Origin of the sequence: Pseudomonas sp. B21-032, from assembly GCF_024748965.1 — a bacterium.
Lineage (GTDB): Bacteria > Pseudomonadota > Gammaproteobacteria > Pseudomonadales > Pseudomonadaceae > Aquipseudomonas.
Genome location: NZ_CP087180.1, coordinates 821901 through 841591, shown reverse-complemented (window position 1 = coordinate 841591; position 19691 = coordinate 821901). Strand labels below are relative to the sequence as shown.

Here is a 19691-nt window from a genome sequence, read left to right as displayed (position 1 = left end):
AGGCGAACAGCACACTGCGCCGACGCTTGAGGACGGTATCGCTCGGCCAGTCGCAGCAGCGGGTCAGGACGACCGGCTGGCGATGCGCGAATGTGTGGCTGAAGCGGCTCATACGTCGGTTACACCGTAAAGGATGGGCGGCACTCTAGGAGAACCCGTGCCACCCGTCAATAGCCCGTCCTTGAGCCTTCAGCGCTTGCCGGTGGACGGCAGCAGGATCGCCAGCAGGCCGAACAGCGGCAGGAACGAGCACAGGCTGTAGACGTACTCGATGCCCTTGAGGTCGGCCAGATAACCCAGTGCCGCCGCGCCGATGCCGCCAAAACCGAACATCAGGCCGAAGAAGATCCCGGCGATCATGCCGACGTTACCCGGCACCAGCTCCTGGGCGTAGACGACGATGGCCGAGAATGCCGAGGCGAGAATGAAGCCGATGATCACGCTGAGCACGCTGGTCCAGAACAGGTCAGCATAAGGCAGCATCAGGGTGAACGGCGCAACGCCGAGGATCGAGAACCAGATCACCGCCTTGCGCCCGATGCGGTCACCGATCGGGCCGCCAAAGAAGGTCCCGGCCGCTACCGCGCCGAGGAACAGGAACAGGTACAGCTGCGAGCTGGCCACCGACAGGTCGAACTTCTCGATCAGGTAGAAGGTGAAGTAGCTGGTGAGGCTGGACATGTAGAAGTACTTGGAGAACACCAGCAGCCCCAGCACCACCAGGGCGCCGATCACCCGCTGGCGGGAAAGGCCATGGGTGGCGCGCTGGCCCTGCTTGGCCTTGAACAGGTTGAGGTGTTCCTTGTACCAGCGGCTCAGGCCGTAGGTGACCAGCACGGCGCAGACCGCGAACAGGCCGAACCAGGCCACATTGCCCTGGCCGAAGGGAATGATGATCGCCGCCGCCAGTAACGGGCCGAAAGCGGAGCCGGCGTTGCCACCGACCTGGAAGGTCGACTGCGCCAGGCCGAAACGCCCACCGGAGGCCAGCCGGGCGATACGCGAGGTTTCCGGGTGGAAGGTCGACGAACCGATGCCCACCAGCGCTGCCGCCAGCAGAATCATCGGGAAACTGCCGACATACGCAAGCATGACGATCCCCACCAGGGTGCACAGGGTGCCCAGCGGCAACAGGTTCGGCATCGGCTTGCGGTCGGTGTAAAAGCCGACCCACGGCTGCAGCAGCGACGCAGTGATCTGGAAGGTCAGGGTGATCAGCCCGATCTGGGTAAAGGTCAGGCCGTAGTTGGCCTTGAGCAGCGGATAGATCGACGGCAGCACGGCCTGGATCAGGTCGTTGATCAGGTGCGCCAGGGCACAGGCGGCGATGATACGCATCACCAGCGGGCTGCTCTGGGCAGTTGCGGTGCTGGCGGGTGACGTTGACGAGGCAGTGCTCACAGCCATGACAAAAGCTTCCATCCGGGGGGCGGGATCCAATTATCCAGAAATCGTTAGCAAGCGCACTATTCTTTTCGACCAACGTGCTTTTGACGTGCTTGTTAATAATTCTCAATAACGTTAGCATCGGCTGCGTTTTTACAGACTCCACTGCCTGCCTATTCGAGGCCCGCATACGCCATGTCCGACGACCAGGACAACCGCAGCCTGTCGCTGCTCTATCAGCATCATCGCAGTGAACTGCTGGCCTTCCTGACCCGCCGCGTGCGCTGCCGGGAAACCGCCCGCGACCTGCTCCAGGATGCCTTTGTGCGGCTGATGCACAGCGAGCGGGGCGAGGTTGGCAACCTGCGGGCCTTCCTGTACCGCATCGCCAACAACCTGAGCATCGACCATGCTCGGCGCAACCAGGTACGTGGGGTCAATGACGAGCAGGCGCTGGAGCATCTGCTCAACGAAACCTCACCCGAGCGCAGTGCCGTGGCCGGAAATACCCTTGACCATCTTGAACGCCTGATCGACGGCCTGCCCTCGCCGACCCGCGAGGTATTTTTACTCGCCCGGGTCGAGCAATTGAGCTACAAGGACATCGGCGCGCGCCTGGGACTCGACCCGCGTGCGGTCGAGCGTCATTTGAACAAAGCCCTGAGCCATTGCGCCGCGGCTGCCCTGCATAACCGAAACAAGACTGACCAGCCATGAACCCATCGCCAAATTCTGCCCATCCGAACGAGCCTGGCGACCGCGAACAGCAAGCCCTGGACTGGTTTACCCGGCTGCGCGCCCACGATGTTCCGCGGGAGCAACGCCAGGCCTTTGAACACTGGCGCCTGGACCCCGAGAATGCCCGCACCTTTGCCGAGGTCGAGCTGTTCTGGCAACAACTGGAGATGCCCGCGCGTCGCCTGCACAAGGTCAAACGGGGTACGGCCCCACGCTCCTGGGGTGGTTGGGCGGCGGCGGCGAGCATCCTGCTGATCAGCGGCCTGGTGATGTTGCAGTTGCCATTGCTGCAGCGCTTGAACAGCGATGTCGCCACCGCGGCTGGCGAACGCCGGCAGATCCAGCTGGCCGATGGCTCACGGCTGACCCTCGACAGTGCCAGCGCCGTCGATATCGACCTGCGCGGGCCGGTGCGCACGCTGCGCCTGGTGCAAGGGCAGATGTTCATTGAAGTGACCCACGATGGCCGGCCCTTCGTGGTCGATGTCGACGAGGCCCAGGTACAGGTGCTGGGTACGCGCTTCTCGGTCAGCCGCGGCCGCGATCACGATGAAGTGGTGCTGCTCAAAGGCAAGGTCGAGGTCAGCAGCGCCGGCGACAAACGCATGCTCGCCCCCGGTGAACGCGTGACGCTCAGCGGCAGCCGCCTGGACCAGGTCGAGAAGGTCGATGCCGAACGCCTGCTGGCCTGGCGCGAGGGGCAGTTGCGGGTGCGTGAGGTGCCCTTGCGCCGGGTGCTCGAACAGCTTGCCGAGTACCAGGGCAGCCGCCTGCTGTACATCGATGAACAGGTCGGCCGGCGCCCGGTCAGTGGCAGCTTTAACCTCGACCAGGCCGCCACTGCCATCGATGCCCTGGCGCGCACTCAGAACCTCAACGTGAGCAACCTGGCCGGGCAATGGCTCATCGTCCGCTAAGCCGGTGAAAATATATTTCCCAGGCATTCGGTAATTGTCTTTGCTGCTGCGTCACACCTCCACATAAGAAGCATTATCGTTTGTATTCTCTGGGGGAGGACACATGCAGTACCCACGCGATTTCCGATTCAGCCGTCAGCCGCTGGCCCGCGCCATCCTTGCCGCCAGCCTGTTTTCCACAACCCTGGGCCTGCCGCTGCAGGCCGCCGAGTCTGCCCAGACCCAGGCCCAGGCGCAGGAGTTCAACATCCCCGCGCAAGCCTTGGCCGATGCCCTGGACCAGTTCAGCGCCCAAAGCGGGCTGCAGGTGATCTACGACGCCAACCAGCTGGCCGGGCGCTCGTCGCCGGGGGTCAAGGGCCGCATGAGCCCGACCCAGGCACTGCAGGCCCTGACTGCCGGCAGCAGCGCACGCCTGAGCCAACCCAACGCCAGCAGCTTTGTCATCGATTTGCCGATGGAACTGGGCAGCGCCTTGCAACTGGATGCCATGAGCATTTCCGGCAAGGCCCCGGGCTCGACCACTGAAGGCACCGGGCTTTACACCACCTACTCGTCCAGCAGCTCGACGCGCTTGAACCTGACACCCCAGGAAACCCCGCAGTCGCTGACCGTCATGACTCGCCAGCGCCTGGATGACCAGCGCCTGACCAATCTCAGCGATGCCCTCGAAGCGACCCCCGGGGTGATCGTCGTGCGCGACGGCCTGGGCGCCGAGACCGACAGCTACTATTCGCGCGGCTTCGTCATCCAGAACTACGAGATCGACGGCGTGCCGACCGTCACGCGGATGGACAACTACACCCAGAGCATGGCGATGTACGACCGCATCGAGATCGTCCGCGGCGCCAGCGGCCTGATCAGTGGCATGGGCAACCCGTCGGCGACCATCAACCTGATCCGCAAGCGCCCGACCGCCGAGGGCCAGGCCAGCGTCACCGGCTCGGCCGGAACCTGGGACCGCTATGGCACCGGCTTCGATGTTTCCGGGCCGCTGACCGAAAGCGGCAATGTGCGCGGCCGCCTGGTTGCCGACTACAAGACTGAAGGCGCCTGGGTCGACCGTTACAAGCTGGAGAGCCAGCTGCTGTATGGCATCACCGAGTTCGACCTGAGCGAAGATACCCTGCTGACCATGGGCTTCAGCTACCAGCGCACCGACGTCGACTCGCCGCTGCGCACCGGCCTGCCAACCCGCTTCAGCACGGGTGAGCGCAGCAATCTCAAGCGCTCGATCAACATGGCTCCGGACTGGTCGTACAACGACCACGAACAGACCAGCTATTTCGCCTCGGTGGAGCAGCAACTGGGCAACGGCTGGAGCGGCAAGATCGAGTACAGCCATTCCGAGAACAAGTTCGACGAAGTGTTTGGTTTTCTCATGGGCGAGCTGCAGCCCGACGGCAGCGGCCTGAGCCAGTTGCCGGTGCGCTTTTCCGGCACCCCGCGCCAGGACAACCTGGACCTGTACCTGACCGGCCCGTTCAGCCTGTTCGGCCGCGAACACGAACTGATCGGCGGCGTAACCCTGTCCAAGTACAACGAAAACGTGCCGAGCTGGGGCGGCTGGCGCTACGACTACAACGCAACGCCGGGTGCGTCGGTGGAGAACATCTTCGACTGGGACGGCAAGCAGCCCAAGCCGGACTGGAGCATCAGTGGCAAATCGTCAATGGAAGAAACCCAGTACGCCGCCTACCTCACTTCGCGCCTGCACCTGACCGACGACCTCAACCTGATTCTCGGCAGCCGGGTCATCGACTGGAAGCGTGACACCGAGGACCGCCCGTACGGCGGTGAGAAGACCGAGGTCAACCGTAAAGAGACCGGTGTGTTCATCCCTTATGCCGGGGTGGTCTACGACCTTGATGAAACCTGGGCGCTGTACGCCAGCTACACCAAGATCTTCAACCCGCAAGCCTCCTGGGTCACCGACGAGAACAACAAGCCGCTCGACCCGATGCAGGGCGTCGGCTACGAGCTGGGCGTCAAGGGCAGTCATTTTGATGGCAGGCTGAACTCCAGCCTGGCGCTGTTCAAGCTCGAACAGGACAACCTGGCGATCTGGGTGCACGACAACGTCTACGACGCCAAGCAGGACACCACCTCCAAAGGCCTGGAAATGGAGCTCAATGGCGAGCTGGCCGAAGGCTGGCAGGCGTCGGCGGGCTACACCTACACCCTGACCACCGACAACCAGGATGAGCGCATTGCCACCGTGTATCCGCGCCACAGCCTCAAGACCTTCACCAGCTACCGCCTGCCGGGCATGCTCGACAAAGTCACCGTGGGTGGCGGGGTCAACTGGCAAAGCAAGGTCGGCACCGACCTGCACAGCTTCGACCAGGGCAGCTACGCGCTGGTCAACCTGATGGCGCGCTACAACATCAGCGAAAACCTCAGCGCCACGGTCAACCTCAACAACGTCTTCGACCGCGAGTACTACTCGATGGCGTCGTCGTACGGCAACTACGGGGCGCCGCGTAACCTGATGACCACGTTCAAATACGACTTCTGAGCCGGTTTACGGCTAAGCGGTTGATCGCGCGTTAATTTTTTTGAAAAAGAGTGTTGACACAAATCCGTTTCAGGCGAATAATGCGCGCCACTTGGCTACATAGCTCAGTTGGTTAGAGCATAGCATTCATAATGCTGGGGTCCGGGGTTCAAGTCCCTGTGTAGCCACCAAGTACTAAAAAGGGCTTACCGCAAGGTAAGCCCTTTTTTCTTGCCTGCGATTTTTACCCTGCCCGCTTAGCGCACATTGGCGAACACTACCGCCAGCCCCAGGCCGATCAAGGCCACACCAATCACCCGGTCAACCAGACGCTGGCGCTCGAGCATGGCCCGGCGCAACACCACGCTTGAGAAAAACACCGCTACCAGGCTGAACCACAACCCGTGGGCGAGCGACATGAACGCGCCATAGCCGAAGTTGACCGCCAGCGAACTGCCCGGCTGCACCACCTGGGTATAGGCACTGACCACAAAGAGCATGGTCTTGGGGTTCAGGGCGTTGGTCAGAAAGCCCGAACGAAATGCCGCCAGCACGCCGAGCTGACTGGCGCTGGCGCCATCCAGGGAAATCCGCGTAGTGTTGGTCAGCGACTTGTAGCCCAGATAAATCAGGTACCCCGCCCCCAGCACCTTCATCGCCAAAAACAGCGCCGGGCTCTGGCTGATGATCACCGCGATGCCCAGCACCGTGTACAGCACATGCACCTGCACCCCCAGGGCGATGCCCATTGCCGCCGCCAGGCCGGCGCGGCGGCCAAAGGCGTAGCTGCTGCGGGTCACCATGGCAAAGTCGGCGCCCGGGCTGATCACCGCCAGCACGGTAAACAGGGCAACGGCTATGAGTTCATTCACGTAAAGCTCCTCGATCTGCTAGGCCAATGCACAGATAGCTCTGCACGCCGCCATTATCGAAAGCTTCGGGTAAGGCCAAAAGCGATTTATAGTGAGGCAAATCCGCTAGTTTTTCTCACAGATATGAAACTGCCTGCGCTGTCCGCCTTTCGCTATTTCGATGTTGCCGCGCAAACCCAGAGCTTTGTGCGCGCCGCCGAGCTGCTCAATGTCACCCACGGCGCGGTGAGCCGACAGGTGCGCCTGCTGGAAGAAACGCTGGGCGTGCAACTGTTCGAGCGGCGCAACCGGGCGATCTTTCTCACCGCCGCCGGCCGCGCCCTGCACGGCACCACGCTGTCGGTGTTCGAGCAGCTTGAAGGCGCGGTGTACCGCCTGCAGCAACAGGCGCGGGAGAACGTGCTGGTGCTGTCGTGCGAGCCAACCATCGCCATGCGCTGGCTGATCCCACGGCTGCCGGCCTTTCATGCCGCCCACCCGGACATTCACCTGCACCTGGTGGCGGCTGGCGGGCCGATCGATTTTGCCCGCAGCGGCGTCGATCTGGCCCTGCGCCGCGATGACTTTCGCTGGGACGCCAATCTGCACGCACTGAAGATCTGCGACGAATGGGTTGGCCCGGTGTGCAGTGCCACCCATAACTTTCCCGAACACGGCCTGACCGGACAACGCCTGCTGCACAGCGCTTCGCGCCCCAACGCCTGGGCTACCTGGTTGCGTCATAGCGGGGAGTCGGCCAAGGGAAGCAGCCGCGCCGACTACGAGCACTTCTACCTGTGCATTCAGGCGGCGGCAGCCGGGCTGGGCGTGGCCATGGCCTCGCGCCTGATGGTCCAGGATGAAATCGACAGCGGCCAGTTGCAGGCGCCGCGCGGCTTTATCCAGGACCAGTCGGCCTACTACCTGCTCAGCCCCCGGGCGCTGCTCGACGACGACAAAAGCCGCTGCTTCGCCGAGTGGGTGATCGGCCAGTCACAGGCCTGCCTCACTCACCTTGACTGAGCCTTGCTGGCGGTAGCCGGCGCACAGAAGGAGGAGCCGGCACTGAAGTCGCCACCCCAGGTGCGGTAGCCCGCCGTGTCGATGTGAATGCGCCCCGACGGGTAACGCCCCAGGCCCATGTTCCAGTCCTTGCCATGGGCCTGCCAGAAGCTGCACAGCGGGTTCGGGTCGGCCCAGGCCGGTAGCAGCAGGTCGACCGCAAAGGCGCGGGTATGGGCGCTGGCCACGGCGCCACCGGCGCAGCGGTTGAGCACCGGGTCGCGGTAGGCCGAAACCACTTCATAGCGCTTGAGCACGCCCTGCTCGCCCAGGGTCTTGAGCAGCAGTAGGGTCGAACGTACTGCCGGCCACTGCGCCGCGGGCGCAAGCGCAAACGGCTCGGCCTTGCACAAACGCCAGTCACTGGCCGAGCGCAGCAATTGGTGGATAGGCACCACGCCATACAGGCGCGCATCCACCAGCATTTCACGAAAGGGCCGGGTCTGATGATCGCCCGCCCACTGGGCAAACAGGTACAGGTCACGCTCGTCAGCCTGCGCCTGCCGGGCAGCAAGCGCTGTCAGTAAAAGTCCTGCACCGATCCCGGCCGTGCACCACGTTTTCATCAGCCTGCTCCCCCTTCCCAACCCCCGGGAAATTCCTCCAGTATGGCAACCCTCCCGACTGCGGGGAGGAACTGACAAGGAGTTAAGCATGCACACGACTGCTCCACTGACCTTCGCCCTGGCCGCCATGACCCTGAGCGGCGCCGCCCTGGCTGATGCCCGCATCGACCTGGGCAGCCAGGAACGGGTGACCCGGCTGTTTGCCTACCCCAACAACTGCAACGTCATCTGCTTTCGCAACTGGACCCTTGAGCAAACCGTGGAGCACTACCTGACCCAGAGCGTGCAACGCGACGGTTACGCCGCGGCGACGGTAAAGGTCAAGCGCGACAACAACTCACTGCATGCCGACATCCAGGGCGTACCGAGCGACTACAGCAAGCCCCTGCAAGCGCTGCTCGACACCGGCGAGCTGGCCTACCAGGGCGCCACCCGGCTCAACCGCGAAGGCAAGTGGGCCTACAACTGGAACCTGTTCCTGCCCCTGGGCATGGCCCTGGAAAAGCGCCGCAGCATCGAGCTGCTGCATTTTCCACCGGACTACTCGCTGACCCAGGCCCAGGACTACCTGCGTTCCAACACCACCGACCGCTGGGCCACGCTGCTGACCTTCAACGGCATTCCTGCCGAGCAGACCCCGGCCTACCAGACCATCGTCGACATCGCCCCGATCGCCGCGCCAGCCAGCGCCGGCAAAGACCTGGAGGGCGTGTATGGCTACTTCAAGGATTATCAGCTGCAGATGGTCAAAGAGATGACCCGAACCGGCAGCGGCGCCGTCTTGCCGATGGTTGCCTTCGGCTCGCCGGTACGCAGCTGGATCGAGCAGCAGTACGGGCCCAGGCTCTATGTATTGGGCCTGGTCAGCATCAGCCCGACGCCTGGGCAAAAGGTGCCGGTGCTGGGCGCCAATCACCCGAGCGCAATCTGGTATGCGGCAGATAAAACCAACTATGGCGGCGACCAGGACAAGGCCGATCAGGCCGGCCTGAAGATGATGGGCCAGGATTTGAGCGCGGCCTGCTGGCAGGCGGGCATGGGCCGCAACCCGGCGGCGGATGCCAAGGCAACGCTGGGGGCCTGCACCCAGAAGTGGCAGGTGACGGCGAAGAAGCAGACCTGCGAGCTGTATTTTCGCAGCATTCGCAACATGACCCCGGAGCAGGCTGGGGCCAAGTGCAATACCGGGGCGGTGACGCGGACGTTGCGTGATTTGCAGAAGTCTTGAGGTGAAGCCAATCGCGGCGACCCGACTTGCCCCGCGATGGCCTCAGTCCTGCGGACGCAAGCGGTACTGCGGCGGCAACTGGTCGAGGCCGCTGATGGTCGCGTTCAGGCTCTTCCAGCGGCCATCCTTGATGCCGTAGATGCATCCATGCACCGACAGGCTCTGGCCACGGTGCCAGGCATTCTGGACGATGGTGGTATGGCCGACATTGGCCACCTGCTGGATCACGTTCAGCTCGCACAGGCGGTCCACCCGCTCTTCCTCGGTCGCAAGCTTGGCCAGCTCCACGCGGTTCTCGTAGTACAGGTCGCGAATCGAACGCAGCCAGCCGTCGATCAGGCCCAATTGGCGATCCTGCATCGAGGCCCGTACCCCGCCGCAACCGTAGTGGCCGGTGACCAGGATATGCTTGACCTTGAGCACGTCCACCGCGTACTGGATCACCGACAGGCAGTTGAGGTCAGTGTGCAGCACCACGTTGGCGACATTGCGATGAACGAACAGATCGCCCGGCAACATGCCGACGATCTCGTTGGCCGGAACCCGGGCGTCCGAGCAGCCGATCCAGAGGAATTCCGGAGTCTGCTGACGCGCGAGCTTGGCGAAGAAATCCGGATCTTCCTGCTTGATCGCATCGGCCCAGCGCGCGTTGTTATCAATCAGTTCTTGTAGATCGTGCATGTTCAAGCCTCATGGTTGGTGCGCATCTTGTGACAGGCGCCGGCCCGTTCAGGTCACGCCTTTGAATCTTCGGCCAACCGTCAGGTCCACCGCATACGCCCACCCGCAGGAGGATCGACCATGAGCCAGGAACACCGCCCGCTGCACGCCCCGCAACCCGCCCCGATCGACACCGACGAAGACCGCATGGGCTCGGTTGAAGAACTGCACTTTGACAAGGATACCCCCAATGTCGATGCCGGTTTCGACCCAACCGACGACGACCTCGAGCCAGAAACCCTGATCCCTGAAGACGGCGCCCGCTCGCCCGGCGAAGCCGGTGCGGATCACCCGGCAGACTGGGATTTGAGCGTAGTCGACGAAGATGACATCGGCGGCGGCAACGGCCTGGATGAAGCGGAACTGGCCCGGCGCGATCCGCTGGACGGCAAGCGCGAACCCTGAGCCGTTACTCGAACAGGGTGCAGGCCATGACCAGGGCGTCTTCGCGACCGCCGGCAACCGGGTAGTAGTCACGCCGGCGGCCGATTTCATTGAAGCCGTAGCGCTCGTACAGGCGGTAGGCCGACTGGTTGCTGGCGCGCACTTCGAGGAAGCACTCGCGACCGTTGCTCGCGTAGGCGCGCCTCATCAGCTCTTCCAGCAGGCGCAGGCCCAGGCCGCGGCCCTGGCTTTGCGGCTTGATGGTGATGTTGAGCAGGTGCGCCTCGTCGATGATCACGTTGATCACGCCGTGGCCGACCTGTTGCTCGCCTTCGAACATCAGCCAGATTTCATAGGACTTGAGCCCGTCGAGGAAAATCCCGCGGGTCCAGGGGTGGCTGAAGGCGGCGTATTCGATCTTCAGTACGGCATCCAGATCCGCCTCGGTCATCCGGCGAAAGCTGATTGTGTCACTCATTGCTTGGTTTCCAGCGCGCCATCAGCCGGCGCATGGCTTGCCAGACGTGCGCCTTGCGCTGCGGCTCGTCCATCAACAGTTCGAGCCCCGGCAAGGCCCAGGCAGCGCCCAGGCCTTCAACCGGCAACTCGCGGTAATAAGCTTCGGCGTCGGCCTCACCGGCAAAGCGCACGGCAGGCAGGCCAATCAGCCACAGGCAGACGCACGGCGCTTCTTCAAGCCGGGCCTGGATAAAGCCCTGGACAAAATCGGTCGCGGCCTGCGGGCCCTGGTCAAGGTTGCCGCGCACCAGCAACGGCCAGCGCACCGGCTCGCCGATGATCTGCGGGCTGTCCGGCAGGCCGGCGGCGCGCAGCATGTCCTTGAGCAGCAGGTAGGACGGGTCGCGGCTCTGGAACGGCTCGCCGGTGGCAAGCTCGACCAGCAGCAGGCAGTTGCCGGCACGCAGCAGTTGCAGGGCAAAGCGTGGCGGTGGTACCGGCGCAGGCCTGGCAACCACGGGCTTTTCGGCTTCGTCCACCGCCTTGGCCGTCACTTTCGGCGTACTGCCGGGGCGCGGGATCTCGATCTTCGGGCGCTCGCCAGAACGCACCAGCGGCGCGCTCGGCGCAACGCTGGCGGGGGCAGGTGCCTGCTCCTGCGGCTCGAACGCCGGTTCCTCGAGTGCCGCCACCGGCAACAACAGCTGCGGGCGCGACGGCGCGGCGAACGGCAGTTCGGCACGCGGCAGCCAGTGCACCACTTGCATGGCGTTGAGATAAGCGCGGCGGCGGGACTCGATTAACAAGAAGGATCGGCCATCTGTGGATAAGTCAGGGCCGATATTCTAACGTTGTTCGCCGCTCGGCGCCGCTGTTGATCGGCAGAAAACCGCCCGACAGCAGCTTGAAGCGATCAAGGGGGTGAATCGACAGGCGTCTGATGCAGTACAATCGGCGCTTTTATTTGGCAACGAGTCGACCCGCCAATGATCGAACCCAAGCGCGTCCTGCGCGCCCTAGCCGAACACTGGGCCCTGCTCGAGCCGTTGTGCGAGCGCTTCGACGGGGGCACCCTGAGCCTGGCCGAACTGCGCCAGCAACTGGCCACCCAGCAGCTGGAGAGCACGCCCCAGGACATCACCAGCCTGCTCGACGTGTGGATCCGCCTGGATATCCTGGTGCCGGTGGCAAAAAGCCCGAACCGTTTCGAGCTCAACGCCCAGATCCATGACTTTCTCGCTTACCTGCGCCGCGAGCACCGCCTGGGCCTGTGCCTGGAGATCGAAGCCTACCTGCGCCACCTCGAGCGCCTGGCCGGGCACATCCAGGACGCCTTCGAGATTCGCGACGGCAATGACCTGGCGCGCCAGCTGCGCCTGCTCGACATGCGCGTGCGTGACGTACTGAAGAAGCTCGACAACGACGAACAGGCGCTGGTCGCCGTGGCCGAACGCGCCAAGACCAGCGACCGGCAGATCCCCCTGCGCCAGCGTTACGCCGAAGTCCTGGCGACCTGGGACGAATATGTCGAGCCGATGATCCAGCTGGTCAACGCCGATGGCGCCTTCGAGCAAGGCGTGCGCAAGGTCGAGACCGTGCTGCTGCGCTTGCTCGGCGAGCAGGCCCGTCTGGGCCACCTGGTCGACGACGACATGCTCCTGCGCACCCACGCGCGCATCCTGGAGATGCAGACCAGCGCCCAGCTGACCCTGCGCCACGCTCGTGAACTGCTGCTGCCGCTGCGTGAAGAAGCGCGCCGGCACAACGCCGTGACCCGCGGCGCCGCCCTGGCCCTGTCGGTAATCCGCCGCAAAGGCCTGGACGCCGTGCCGCAGGCGGCCATGCCGCTGTTCACCCGTCCGCAGAGTACCTTCCTCGGCAGCGCCAGCCAGGTCGAAGCCTACGTCTACGCCCTGGCCCGTTTCGAGCCCAAGCCTGCGCAGTTTCCCAAGGCCCACAAGAGCCACAAGGGCGATGCCCCGCGTGCGCCGCGTACGGTCAAGGAAATGCTCGAGCGCTGCGAAGACGCCCTGCCGCTGCCGGACCTGATGGTCTGGCTGCTCGACCAGGAGCCCGAAGGCGCCACTGACGAGCTGCTGTACTGGTTCTCGCGCCTGTCGCGGGAAAAACGCTTTACCCGCGCGCGCCTCGAGCGCCGCGAATACACCACCCGCGAACACCTGGTCAGCCTGCGTTCCTTCGCTCTGACATCGAGCCGCGAACCATCGCCTGAGCCAACTGCGAGCCCTGCCCATGCATCTTGATCTTTCCGAACTGTCCCAGCTCGCACCGATCTTCCGCGAGCTGTTCAAGGGCTTTCACATCAGCCGCCGCGACCCGGAGCTGTACGCCCAACTGTCGAATTTCCAGGACCAGTACCGCGGCCTGTTCAAGGCCCTGGGCTTTGAACTGGTGTGCGACACCCGCGGCTTCTACTACTTCGTCCCGGACCTGGCCGCCGCCCAGGTCAACAAGACTGCCCAGCGCCTGTCGCTGTTCACCTTCATCCTGGTCGAGCACCTGGCTGACCAGGGCCGCGACCCGATGTCGGTGCTCGACGGCGGCAGCCTGGGCCGCGACGAGCTGCCTTCGCTGCTGGAAAAATACCGCGACCTGTTCATCCAGGCCGAAGTACAGACCCCCGACGAGCTGGAAGAGAAGATCATGCGCCGCATGACCCAGCTCGGCTTTGCCCACGAAGAGAACGGCATCTACCGCTTCCTGCCGCCGATGCACCGTTTCCTCGACGTCTGCCTGTCGGTGCAGCAGGACCGCGACCTGGCTGCCAGCCTGCACAGCGCCCTGCCGCTTCCAACGCCGGTGCTGGTCGAGGAAGAGAGCCCGGAAGAACTCAACCGTACCGACGACCCGCTGGACCTCAGCCCGTTCGAAGAAAGCGAAGAAGACGCTCTGGCCCGAGCCATAGCGCAAGAGCAACAGGAGATTGACGCATGAGCCAGGAACGCTACGGCATTCGCCGCTTCGCACTGCTCAACACCGCCGGCTACAGCCTCGGCCTGTTCCCCCTGGAACACCCGCTGTCGGTCTACGGTGCCAACAACCTGGGCAAGAGTGCCTCGATCAACGCCTTGCAGTTCCCGATCCTGGCACGCATGTCGGACATGAGCTTCGGCAAGTACAGCCTCGAGCAGTCGCGCCGCTTCTACTTTGCTACCGACACCAGCTACATCCTCTGCGAAGTCAACCTGCCCCACGGCCCGCACGTGATCGGCGTGGTCGGCCGCGGCCCGGGTGGCGGTTTCGGTCACCAGTTCTTCGCCTATGCCGGTGAACTGGACCTGGCCCACTACCAGAAGAACGACACCTGCCTGCGCCAGAAAGAGCTGTTCAGCAACCTTGAGCGCAACGGCCTCAAAGCCTACGAGCTCAAGCCTGACGAGCTGCGCCGCCTGCTGGTCGGTGGCCACACCTCGATCCCGCTGGACCTGACCCTGATCCCGCTGCGCTCCACCAGCGAGCAGAGCCTGAAGACCTTCCGCGCGCTGTTCATCAACCTGCTGCACATGCGCGAGATCACCGCGGCCAAGCTCAAGCAGCTGTTCCTCGACGCCTTCGAGCACAGCCTGCGTTCGGGCAGCGTCGACTACATCGCCGCCTGCGAAGAAGCCTTCCGCGACGTACGGCGCATGGAGCAGGACTACAACTCGCTGGTCGCCGCCGGCCCGCTGGTCGAGGCCCTGGCCAATGGCGTAGCCCAGCGCGACATCCTGCGCGGCAAGCTGCATCGCCTGTCGCCACTGCTCGACTCGCTGCTCGGCACCTGGCAGGACTACGCCAGCGCGCGCAAAGAAGAGCTGGTGATCCAGGCCGAGCACTACAAGAACGAACAGGACAGCCTGCAGAACGACCAGCGTGGCGGCACCCAGGAACTGATGCGCCTGGAGCGCGAGATCACTGGCGTGCAGCGCTGGCTCGGCGAGTTGTCGGTGCTCAAGCATCGCTTCGCCCTGGTCGATGACGTCAAGGTCCTGGAGCAGCAACTGCTGGCCGCCAAGGACGCCCACGACGAACTGGCCGGTGCCCTGGCGCAGTCGCGCCAGTTCAGCGCCGAAGACCTCGAAGAGCGTCTGCGCGAGCTGGAAAAACGCCTCAAATCGGTCAAGCAGCAGCTCGACCACGCCGACAACAACAGCTACGCGCGCCTGCGCGAAGAGTTCTCGCAGCAGGACGTCGAACGCTTGATGCGCCTGTTCAATGGTGCGCTGTTCAGCCTGCCGCTGGGCGAGCGCGGCATCGAGCTGGACGACAGCGATGTCTGGGTCAAATCCCTGGAAGCGGTACTCGACGGCTTCAAGGGCGAGCGCTTCGAGGCCCCGGGTCTGTCCATCGACCTCTCGCACATCGAGCCGCCTGCCCTGCAGGCCCTGGCCGACCGTGCCGCCCTGCGCGACCAGAAAGAACGCCTGGAAAAAGAGCTCAAGCAGCTCAAGACCCAGCAGGCGGTAGCCGCCGACCGCGCCGCGAGCAAGACCCAGACCGAAGCCCTGTACCAACAGGTGCTGGATGCACAAAAAGCCCTGGAAGACTTCCGCCGCAGCGAGACACTGTCCGCCGAGGAAGGCGACAAGCTCGAGCAACTGGCGCAGATGGAAGCGGCCCAGGACGAGCTCAAGCGCTCCAGCGACGCCTTCACCGAACGCGTCCAGCAGCTGTCGGCCAAGCTGCAACTGGTCGGCCGGCAGATCGCCGACATGGAAGCCAAGCAGCGCACCCTCGACGACGCCCTGCGTCGCCGCCAGCTGCTACCCGCCGACCTGCCGTTCGGCACGCCGTTCATGGAACCGGTCGACGACAGCATGGACAACCTGCTGCCGCTGCTCAACGACTACCAGGACAGCTGGCAGGGCCTGCTGCGGGTCGATGGCCAGATCGAGGCGCTGTATGCCCAGGTACGCCTCAAGGGCGTGGCCAAATTCGACAGCGAAGACGACATGGAGCGCCGCCTGCAGTTGCTGATCAACGCCTACTCGCACCGTACCGAAGAGGCCCTGACCCTGGGCAAGGCGCGCCGCGCTGCAGTCACCGACATCGCCCGGACCCTGCGCAACATCCGCAGCGACTACGACAGCCTCGAGCACCAGCTGGCGCTGTTCAACCGCGAGATCAACAAGCGCCAGGTCTCCAACCTGCAGAGCTTCCGCATCGTTTTGGCACCCAACAAGGAAGCGCTCAAGCACATCGACCAGATCATCCACAGCGCCGGCCAGTACGAGGAAGGCGAGACCCTGTCGGTGTTCGACCTCAGCGCCAGCGCCGAGCAGGACAACAAGAACGAAGAGGCCAAGGAATACCTGGCGCGCCTGGTCGCGGCCAACCACAACCAGCTGGGCCTCAAGGACCTGTTCGAACTGGCCTTCGAGATCACCAAGGTCGGTGGCCAGCCGGTGATCCACACCGACATCGACGGTGCGGCGTCCAACGGCACCACCATGACCATCAAGGCGCTGACCAACATGTACTTGTTGCTGCACCTGATGGACCGCGACCTGGCCGGTCGCGTGCGCCTGCCGTACTACCTGGACGAAGCGGCCGACATCGACGAACGCAACCAGGCAGCGCTGCTGGAAACCAGCTTGCAGCTGGGCTTCGTACCGATTCTGGCGAGCGTCAAGCCGCAGGTTTCGGCGCATGTCGCCATCGACCTGGAAGGCGGCAGCGGGCCGAACGGCATCTATATCGACGAGGCAGACTGGAAGTACATCAGCCGTCGGGATGTGGAGAAGGCGGTAGTGCGCAAAGAAGAAGAGGAAGAAGCTTCAGCCTGAAACTAATCGCGGGGCAAGTCGGGTCGCCGCTCCCACCGGCCCAGTGGGAGCGGCGACCCGACTTGCCCCGCGATGAACTCAACCCGGTGTTACTGCTGGGCCCACGGCAGGATCGGAATCGCCGTCACCGCATTCTGCGGGCTGCCTTCGATGATCCGGTCGGAGTACACCAGGTAGACCAGGGTATTGCGCTTCTTGTCGAGGAAACGCACCACCTGCATGGTCTTGAACACCAGCGAGGTGCGCTCCTTGAACACCTCGTCACCGTCCTTGAGCTGCTCCTTGAAGCGAATCGGCCCGACCTGACGGCAGGCGATCGACGCTTCGGCGCGGTCTTCAGCCAGGCCCAGGCCACCTTTCAGTCCGCCAGTCTTGGCCCGTGACAGATAGCAGGTCACGCCCTCGACCTTGGGGTCATCAAACGCCTCGACAACGATGCGGTCATTCGGCCCGACGATCTTGAACACCGTCGATACCTGGCCAATTTCCTCGGCCGATGCCATTACCGGCAACGCCAGCAGCGCCGCTGCAATCATCCCTTTGAACACAGGTAGTTCCTCAGACCAGAATCAGGTTGTCGCGGTGCACCAGCTCCGGCTCGGCGATGTAGCCCAGCAGGCCCTCGATCGCGTCAGACGGCTGGCCAATGATTTTCTGTGCTTCCAGGGCGCTGTAGTTGGCCAGGCCGCGGGCGACCTCAAGGCCATCCGGGCCGACGCAAACCACCATCTCGCCACGGCGGAAGCTGCCCTGCACGGTCTTCACACCGACCGGCAACAGGCTCTTGTTGTCCTTGCGCAAAGCCTTCGCCGCGCCCTCGTCGAGCACCAGGGTGCCGCGAGTCTGCAGGTGCCCGGCCAGCCACTGCTTGCGCGCGGCGAGCATGCCGCGCTCAGGCGACAGCAAGGTGCCCAGGCGCTCGCCCGCCTTGAGGCGGTCGAGCACGCGCTCAAGGCGCCCACCGACGATGATCGTGTGGGCACCGGAACGCGCCGCCAGGCGCGCGGCACGCAGCTTGGTCTGCATGCCGCCACGGCCCAGGGCGCCGCCGGTGCCGCCGGCCACGGCGTCGAGGCTCGGATCGTCGGCACGGGCTTCGTAAATCAGCTGCGCATCAGGGTTGTTGCGCGGGTCGGCGTCGAACATGCCGTCGCGATCGGTGAGGATCACCAGCAGGTCGGCTTCGACCAGGTTGGCCACCAGCGCCGCCAGGGTGTCGTTGTCGCCGAAGCGGATCTCGTCGGTAACCACGGTGTCGTTTTCGTTGATCACCGGCACCACGCCCAGCTCCACCAGGGTGCGCAGGGTGCTGCGGGCATTGAGGTAACGCTTGCGGTCCGACAGGTCGTCGTGGGTCAGGAGGATCTGCGCGGTATGCCGGCCATGCTCGGCAAAGCTCGACTCCCAGGCCTGCACCAGGCCCATCTGGCCGATCGAGGCCGCCGCCTGCAGCTCGTTCATCGCACTCGGTCGCTTGGCCCAGCCCAAACGGCTCATCCCCGCGGCAACCGCCCCGGACGACACCAGCACCAACTCGACACCTGCCTCATGCAACGCCACCATCTGCTCGACCCAGACACCCATGGCCGCGCGATCCAGGCCCTTGCCATCTGCTGTCAGCAGGGCACTGCCGATTTTCACGACCCAGCGCTGCGCACCCGTCACCTTGCTCCGCATCTTCTTCCAACCTATTCAGATCTTTAGATACCAAAACGCCGCTCCTGAGAGCGGCGTTTAGTGTACTGCAACGAATCAGTCGCGCACGTAAATGATTTCCGGGCCGTCTTCGTCGTCCTCGTCCCAATCATCGTCATCGTCGTCGCCGATGTCGTGCACGCTCTTGACCCCGCTGCGGCGCAGGGCGCGAGCGTCGTCCAGGGCCTGCAACTGGGCACGGGCTTCGTCTTCGATGCGCTGGTCGAGCTCGGTCAGCTCTTCGGCGTAGGCCGGGTCGTTGGCCAGGCGGTCGGCGCGGTCTTCGAGGTAGCGCATGATGTCGCGGCTGAGCTGCTCGGTGCCCTGCTTGGAGATGGCCGAGATCACATAGACCGGGCCTTCCCACTGCAGGCGCTCGACCACTTCCTTGACCCGCTCGTCACGCTCGTCGTCCATCAGCATGTCGGTCTTGTTCAGCACCAGCCAGCGGTCACGCTCGGCCAGCGACGGGCTGAAGCGGGTCAGCTCGTTGACGATGACTTCGGCGGCATCGGCGCTGCTGCTTTCATCCAGCGGCGCGAGGTCGACGAGGTGCAGCAGCAGGCGGGTACGCGCCAGGTGCTTGAGGAAGCGGATACCCAGGCCGGCACCGTCGGAGGCACCTTCGATCAGGCCGGGAATGTCGGCGATGACAAAGCTCTTCCAGCGGTCGACGCTGACCACACCCAGGTTCGGCACCAGGGTGGTGAACGGGTAGTCGGCGACTTTCGGCTTGGCGGCCGATACCGAGCGGATGAAAGTACTCTTGCCAGCGTTCGGCAGGCCCAGCAGGCCTACGTCGGCCAGTACTTTCATTTCCAGTTTCAGGTCACGCTGCTCACCCGGTTTGCCCGGAGTGGTCTGGCGTGGCGCACGGTTGGTACTGGATTTGAAACGAGTGTTGCCCAAGCCGTGCCAGCCGCCCTGGACCACCATCAGCTTCTGGCCTGGCTTGACCAGGTCGCCGATGACTTCCTGGGTGGCCGAGTCGATCACCGTGGTGCCGACCGGCACGCGCAGGATCAGGTCGTCGCCCTTCTTGCCGGTGCAGTCGGTGCTGCCGCCGTTGGAGCCGCGCTGGGCTTCGAAGTGACGGGTGTAACGGTAGTCGACCAGGGTGTTGAGGTTATCGTCGGCAACCATGTATACCGAGCCGCCGTCGCCACCGTCACCGCCGTTGGGACCACCGTTCTCGATGAATTTTTCGCGGCGGAAGCTCATGCAACCGTTACCGCCGTCACCGGCTTTGACCCGGATCGATACTTCGTCAACAAACTTCATAAAAACCGCCTCTCGTCAGCTGGACGAGCTGAGTGACACAAAGACATAAGGCTCTTGCAAAAGTGAGCGCGGCGGCCCCGTCACGACAGTAACAACCCACGCCGGCAGCCCATACAAACAG

Annotated in this window: 18 protein-coding genes and 1 tRNA gene; 10 read left to right on the top strand and 9 right to left on the bottom strand. The window is 64.0% G+C overall.

What is annotated here, in order from left to right:
• Positions 1 to 189: 189 nt before the first annotated feature.
• A complete protein-coding gene (locus LOY54_RS03700) occupies positions 190 to 1407 on the bottom strand; it encodes an MFS transporter (protein WP_258596387.1) in 1218 nt (405 codons plus the stop codon).
• A gap of 174 nt (positions 1408 to 1581) precedes the next feature.
• Here LOY54_RS03700 and LOY54_RS03695 point away from each other — a divergent pair, with 174 nt between their 5' ends.
• The 4 genes from LOY54_RS03695 (at position 1582) to LOY54_RS03680 (ending at position 5729) form a co-directional block, all read left to right on the top strand.
• Entirely contained in the window at positions 1582 to 2103 is a 522-nt protein-coding gene (locus LOY54_RS03695; protein WP_045195961.1) for an RNA polymerase sigma factor, read from the top strand.
• A complete protein-coding gene (locus LOY54_RS03690) occupies positions 2100 to 3041 on the top strand; it encodes a FecR domain-containing protein (RefSeq protein WP_258609337.1) in 942 nt (313 codons plus the stop codon). Before LOY54_RS03695 ends, LOY54_RS03690 begins: the two co-directional genes overlap by 4 nt.
• A 103-nt stretch (positions 3042 to 3144) precedes the next feature.
• Positions 3145 to 5559: a TonB-dependent siderophore receptor gene (locus LOY54_RS03685; RefSeq protein ID WP_258609335.1), complete on the top strand. Its 2415-nt coding sequence runs from the start codon at positions 3145 to 3147 to the stop codon at positions 5557 to 5559.
• 93 nt (positions 5560 to 5652) lie between these two features.
• Positions 5653 to 5729, top strand: a tRNA-Met gene (locus LOY54_RS03680).
• A gap of 66 nt (positions 5730 to 5795) precedes the next feature.
• Here the strand turns inward: LOY54_RS03680 and LOY54_RS03675 are convergent.
• Complete coding sequence (locus LOY54_RS03675; RefSeq protein ID WP_258609333.1) at positions 5796 to 6410, bottom strand: LysE family translocator; 615 nt, start codon at positions 6408 to 6410, stop codon at positions 5796 to 5798.
• A 123-nt stretch (positions 6411 to 6533) separates the two neighbouring features.
• Here LOY54_RS03675 and LOY54_RS03670 point away from each other — a divergent pair, with 123 nt between their 5' ends.
• Positions 6534 to 7412 carry a LysR substrate-binding domain-containing protein gene (locus LOY54_RS03670; protein WP_258609331.1) on the top strand — a complete coding sequence of 293 codons (879 nt, stop codon included), beginning with the start codon at positions 6534 to 6536 and terminating at the stop codon, positions 7410 to 7412.
• Here LOY54_RS03670 and LOY54_RS03665 read toward each other — a convergent pair.
• On the bottom strand, positions 7400 to 8017 hold the full coding sequence (locus LOY54_RS03665) for a D-Ala-D-Ala carboxypeptidase family metallohydrolase (protein WP_258609329.1): 618 nt from the start codon (positions 8015 to 8017) through the stop codon (positions 7400 to 7402). The two genes, LOY54_RS03670 and LOY54_RS03665, sit on opposite strands and share 13 nt — an antisense overlap.
• Positions 8018 to 8105: 88 nt before the next feature.
• Here LOY54_RS03665 and LOY54_RS03660 point away from each other — a divergent pair, with 88 nt between their 5' ends.
• Positions 8106 to 9245, top strand: a complete 1140-nt coding sequence (locus LOY54_RS03660) for a hypothetical protein (RefSeq protein ID WP_258609327.1) — start codon at positions 8106 to 8108, stop codon at positions 9243 to 9245.
• 42 nt (positions 9246 to 9287) lie between these two features.
• Here the strand turns inward: LOY54_RS03660 and can are convergent, their stop codons facing one another.
• Positions 9288 to 9926 (bottom strand): carbonate dehydratase, encoded by a 639-nt coding sequence (gene can / locus LOY54_RS03655; protein WP_038614773.1) that lies wholly within the window; start codon positions 9924 to 9926, stop codon positions 9288 to 9290.
• A 120-nt stretch (positions 9927 to 10046) separates the two neighbouring features.
• Between can and LOY54_RS03650 the strand changes: the two genes are divergently transcribed.
• On the top strand, positions 10047 to 10370 hold the full coding sequence (locus LOY54_RS03650; RefSeq protein ID WP_045195953.1) for a hypothetical protein: 324 nt from the start codon (positions 10047 to 10049) through the stop codon (positions 10368 to 10370).
• Between the two features lie 4 nt (positions 10371 to 10374).
• Here the strand turns inward: LOY54_RS03650 and rimI are convergent, their stop codons facing one another.
• Together rimI and LOY54_RS03640 are read right to left on the bottom strand one after the other, a co-directional pair.
• Positions 10375 to 10827: a ribosomal protein S18-alanine N-acetyltransferase gene (gene rimI, locus LOY54_RS03645; protein ID WP_258609325.1), complete on the bottom strand. Its 453-nt coding sequence runs from the start codon at positions 10825 to 10827 to the stop codon at positions 10375 to 10377.
• A complete protein-coding gene (locus LOY54_RS03640) occupies positions 10820 to 11614 on the bottom strand; it encodes a hypothetical protein (RefSeq protein ID WP_045195949.1) in 795 nt (264 codons plus the stop codon). Before LOY54_RS03640 ends, rimI begins: the two co-directional genes overlap by 8 nt.
• Positions 11615 to 11794: 180 nt before the next feature.
• Between LOY54_RS03640 and mksB the strand changes: the two genes are divergently transcribed.
• Genes mksB through mksF form a run of 3 tightly spaced genes read left to right on the top strand, consistent with a single transcriptional unit; the run spans position 11795 to position 16594 of the window.
• The gene (mksB, locus tag LOY54_RS03635; RefSeq protein ID WP_045195947.1) at positions 11795 to 13072 is read left to right on the top strand and encodes an Mks condensin complex protein MksB; all 1278 of its coding nucleotides are present in this window, start codon (positions 11795 to 11797) and stop codon (positions 13070 to 13072) included.
• Entirely contained in the window at positions 13062 to 13763 is a 702-nt protein-coding gene (gene mksE, locus LOY54_RS03630) for an Mks condensin complex protein MksE (RefSeq protein ID WP_010225708.1), read from the top strand. The genes mksB and mksE overlap by 11 nt, the downstream gene beginning before the upstream one ends.
• The gene (mksF, locus tag LOY54_RS03625) at positions 13760 to 16594 is read left to right on the top strand and encodes an Mks condensin complex protein MksF (protein ID WP_258609322.1); all 2835 of its coding nucleotides are present in this window, start codon (positions 13760 to 13762) and stop codon (positions 16592 to 16594) included. Before mksE ends, mksF begins: the two co-directional genes overlap by 4 nt.
• Before the next feature lie 89 nt (positions 16595 to 16683).
• Here mksF and LOY54_RS03620 read toward each other — a convergent pair whose 3' ends face one another.
• The 3 genes from LOY54_RS03620 to cgtA all read right to left on the bottom strand — a co-directional run bounded on the left by LOY54_RS03620 (position 16684) and on the right by cgtA (position 19570).
• Positions 16684 to 17130 (bottom strand): CreA family protein, encoded by a 447-nt coding sequence (locus LOY54_RS03620; protein WP_093388208.1) that lies wholly within the window; start codon positions 17128 to 17130, stop codon positions 16684 to 16686.
• A gap of 22 nt (positions 17131 to 17152) precedes the next feature.
• On the bottom strand, positions 17153 to 18271 hold the full coding sequence (gene proB / locus LOY54_RS03615; protein ID WP_045195944.1) for a glutamate 5-kinase: 1119 nt from the start codon (positions 18269 to 18271) through the stop codon (positions 17153 to 17155).
• A 75-nt stretch (positions 18272 to 18346) separates the two neighbouring features.
• Positions 18347 to 19570 carry an Obg family GTPase CgtA gene (gene cgtA / locus LOY54_RS03610; RefSeq protein ID WP_093387895.1) on the bottom strand — a complete coding sequence of 408 codons (1224 nt, stop codon included), beginning with the start codon at positions 19568 to 19570 and terminating at the stop codon, positions 18347 to 18349.
• Between the last annotated feature and the right edge of the window lie 121 nt (positions 19571 to 19691).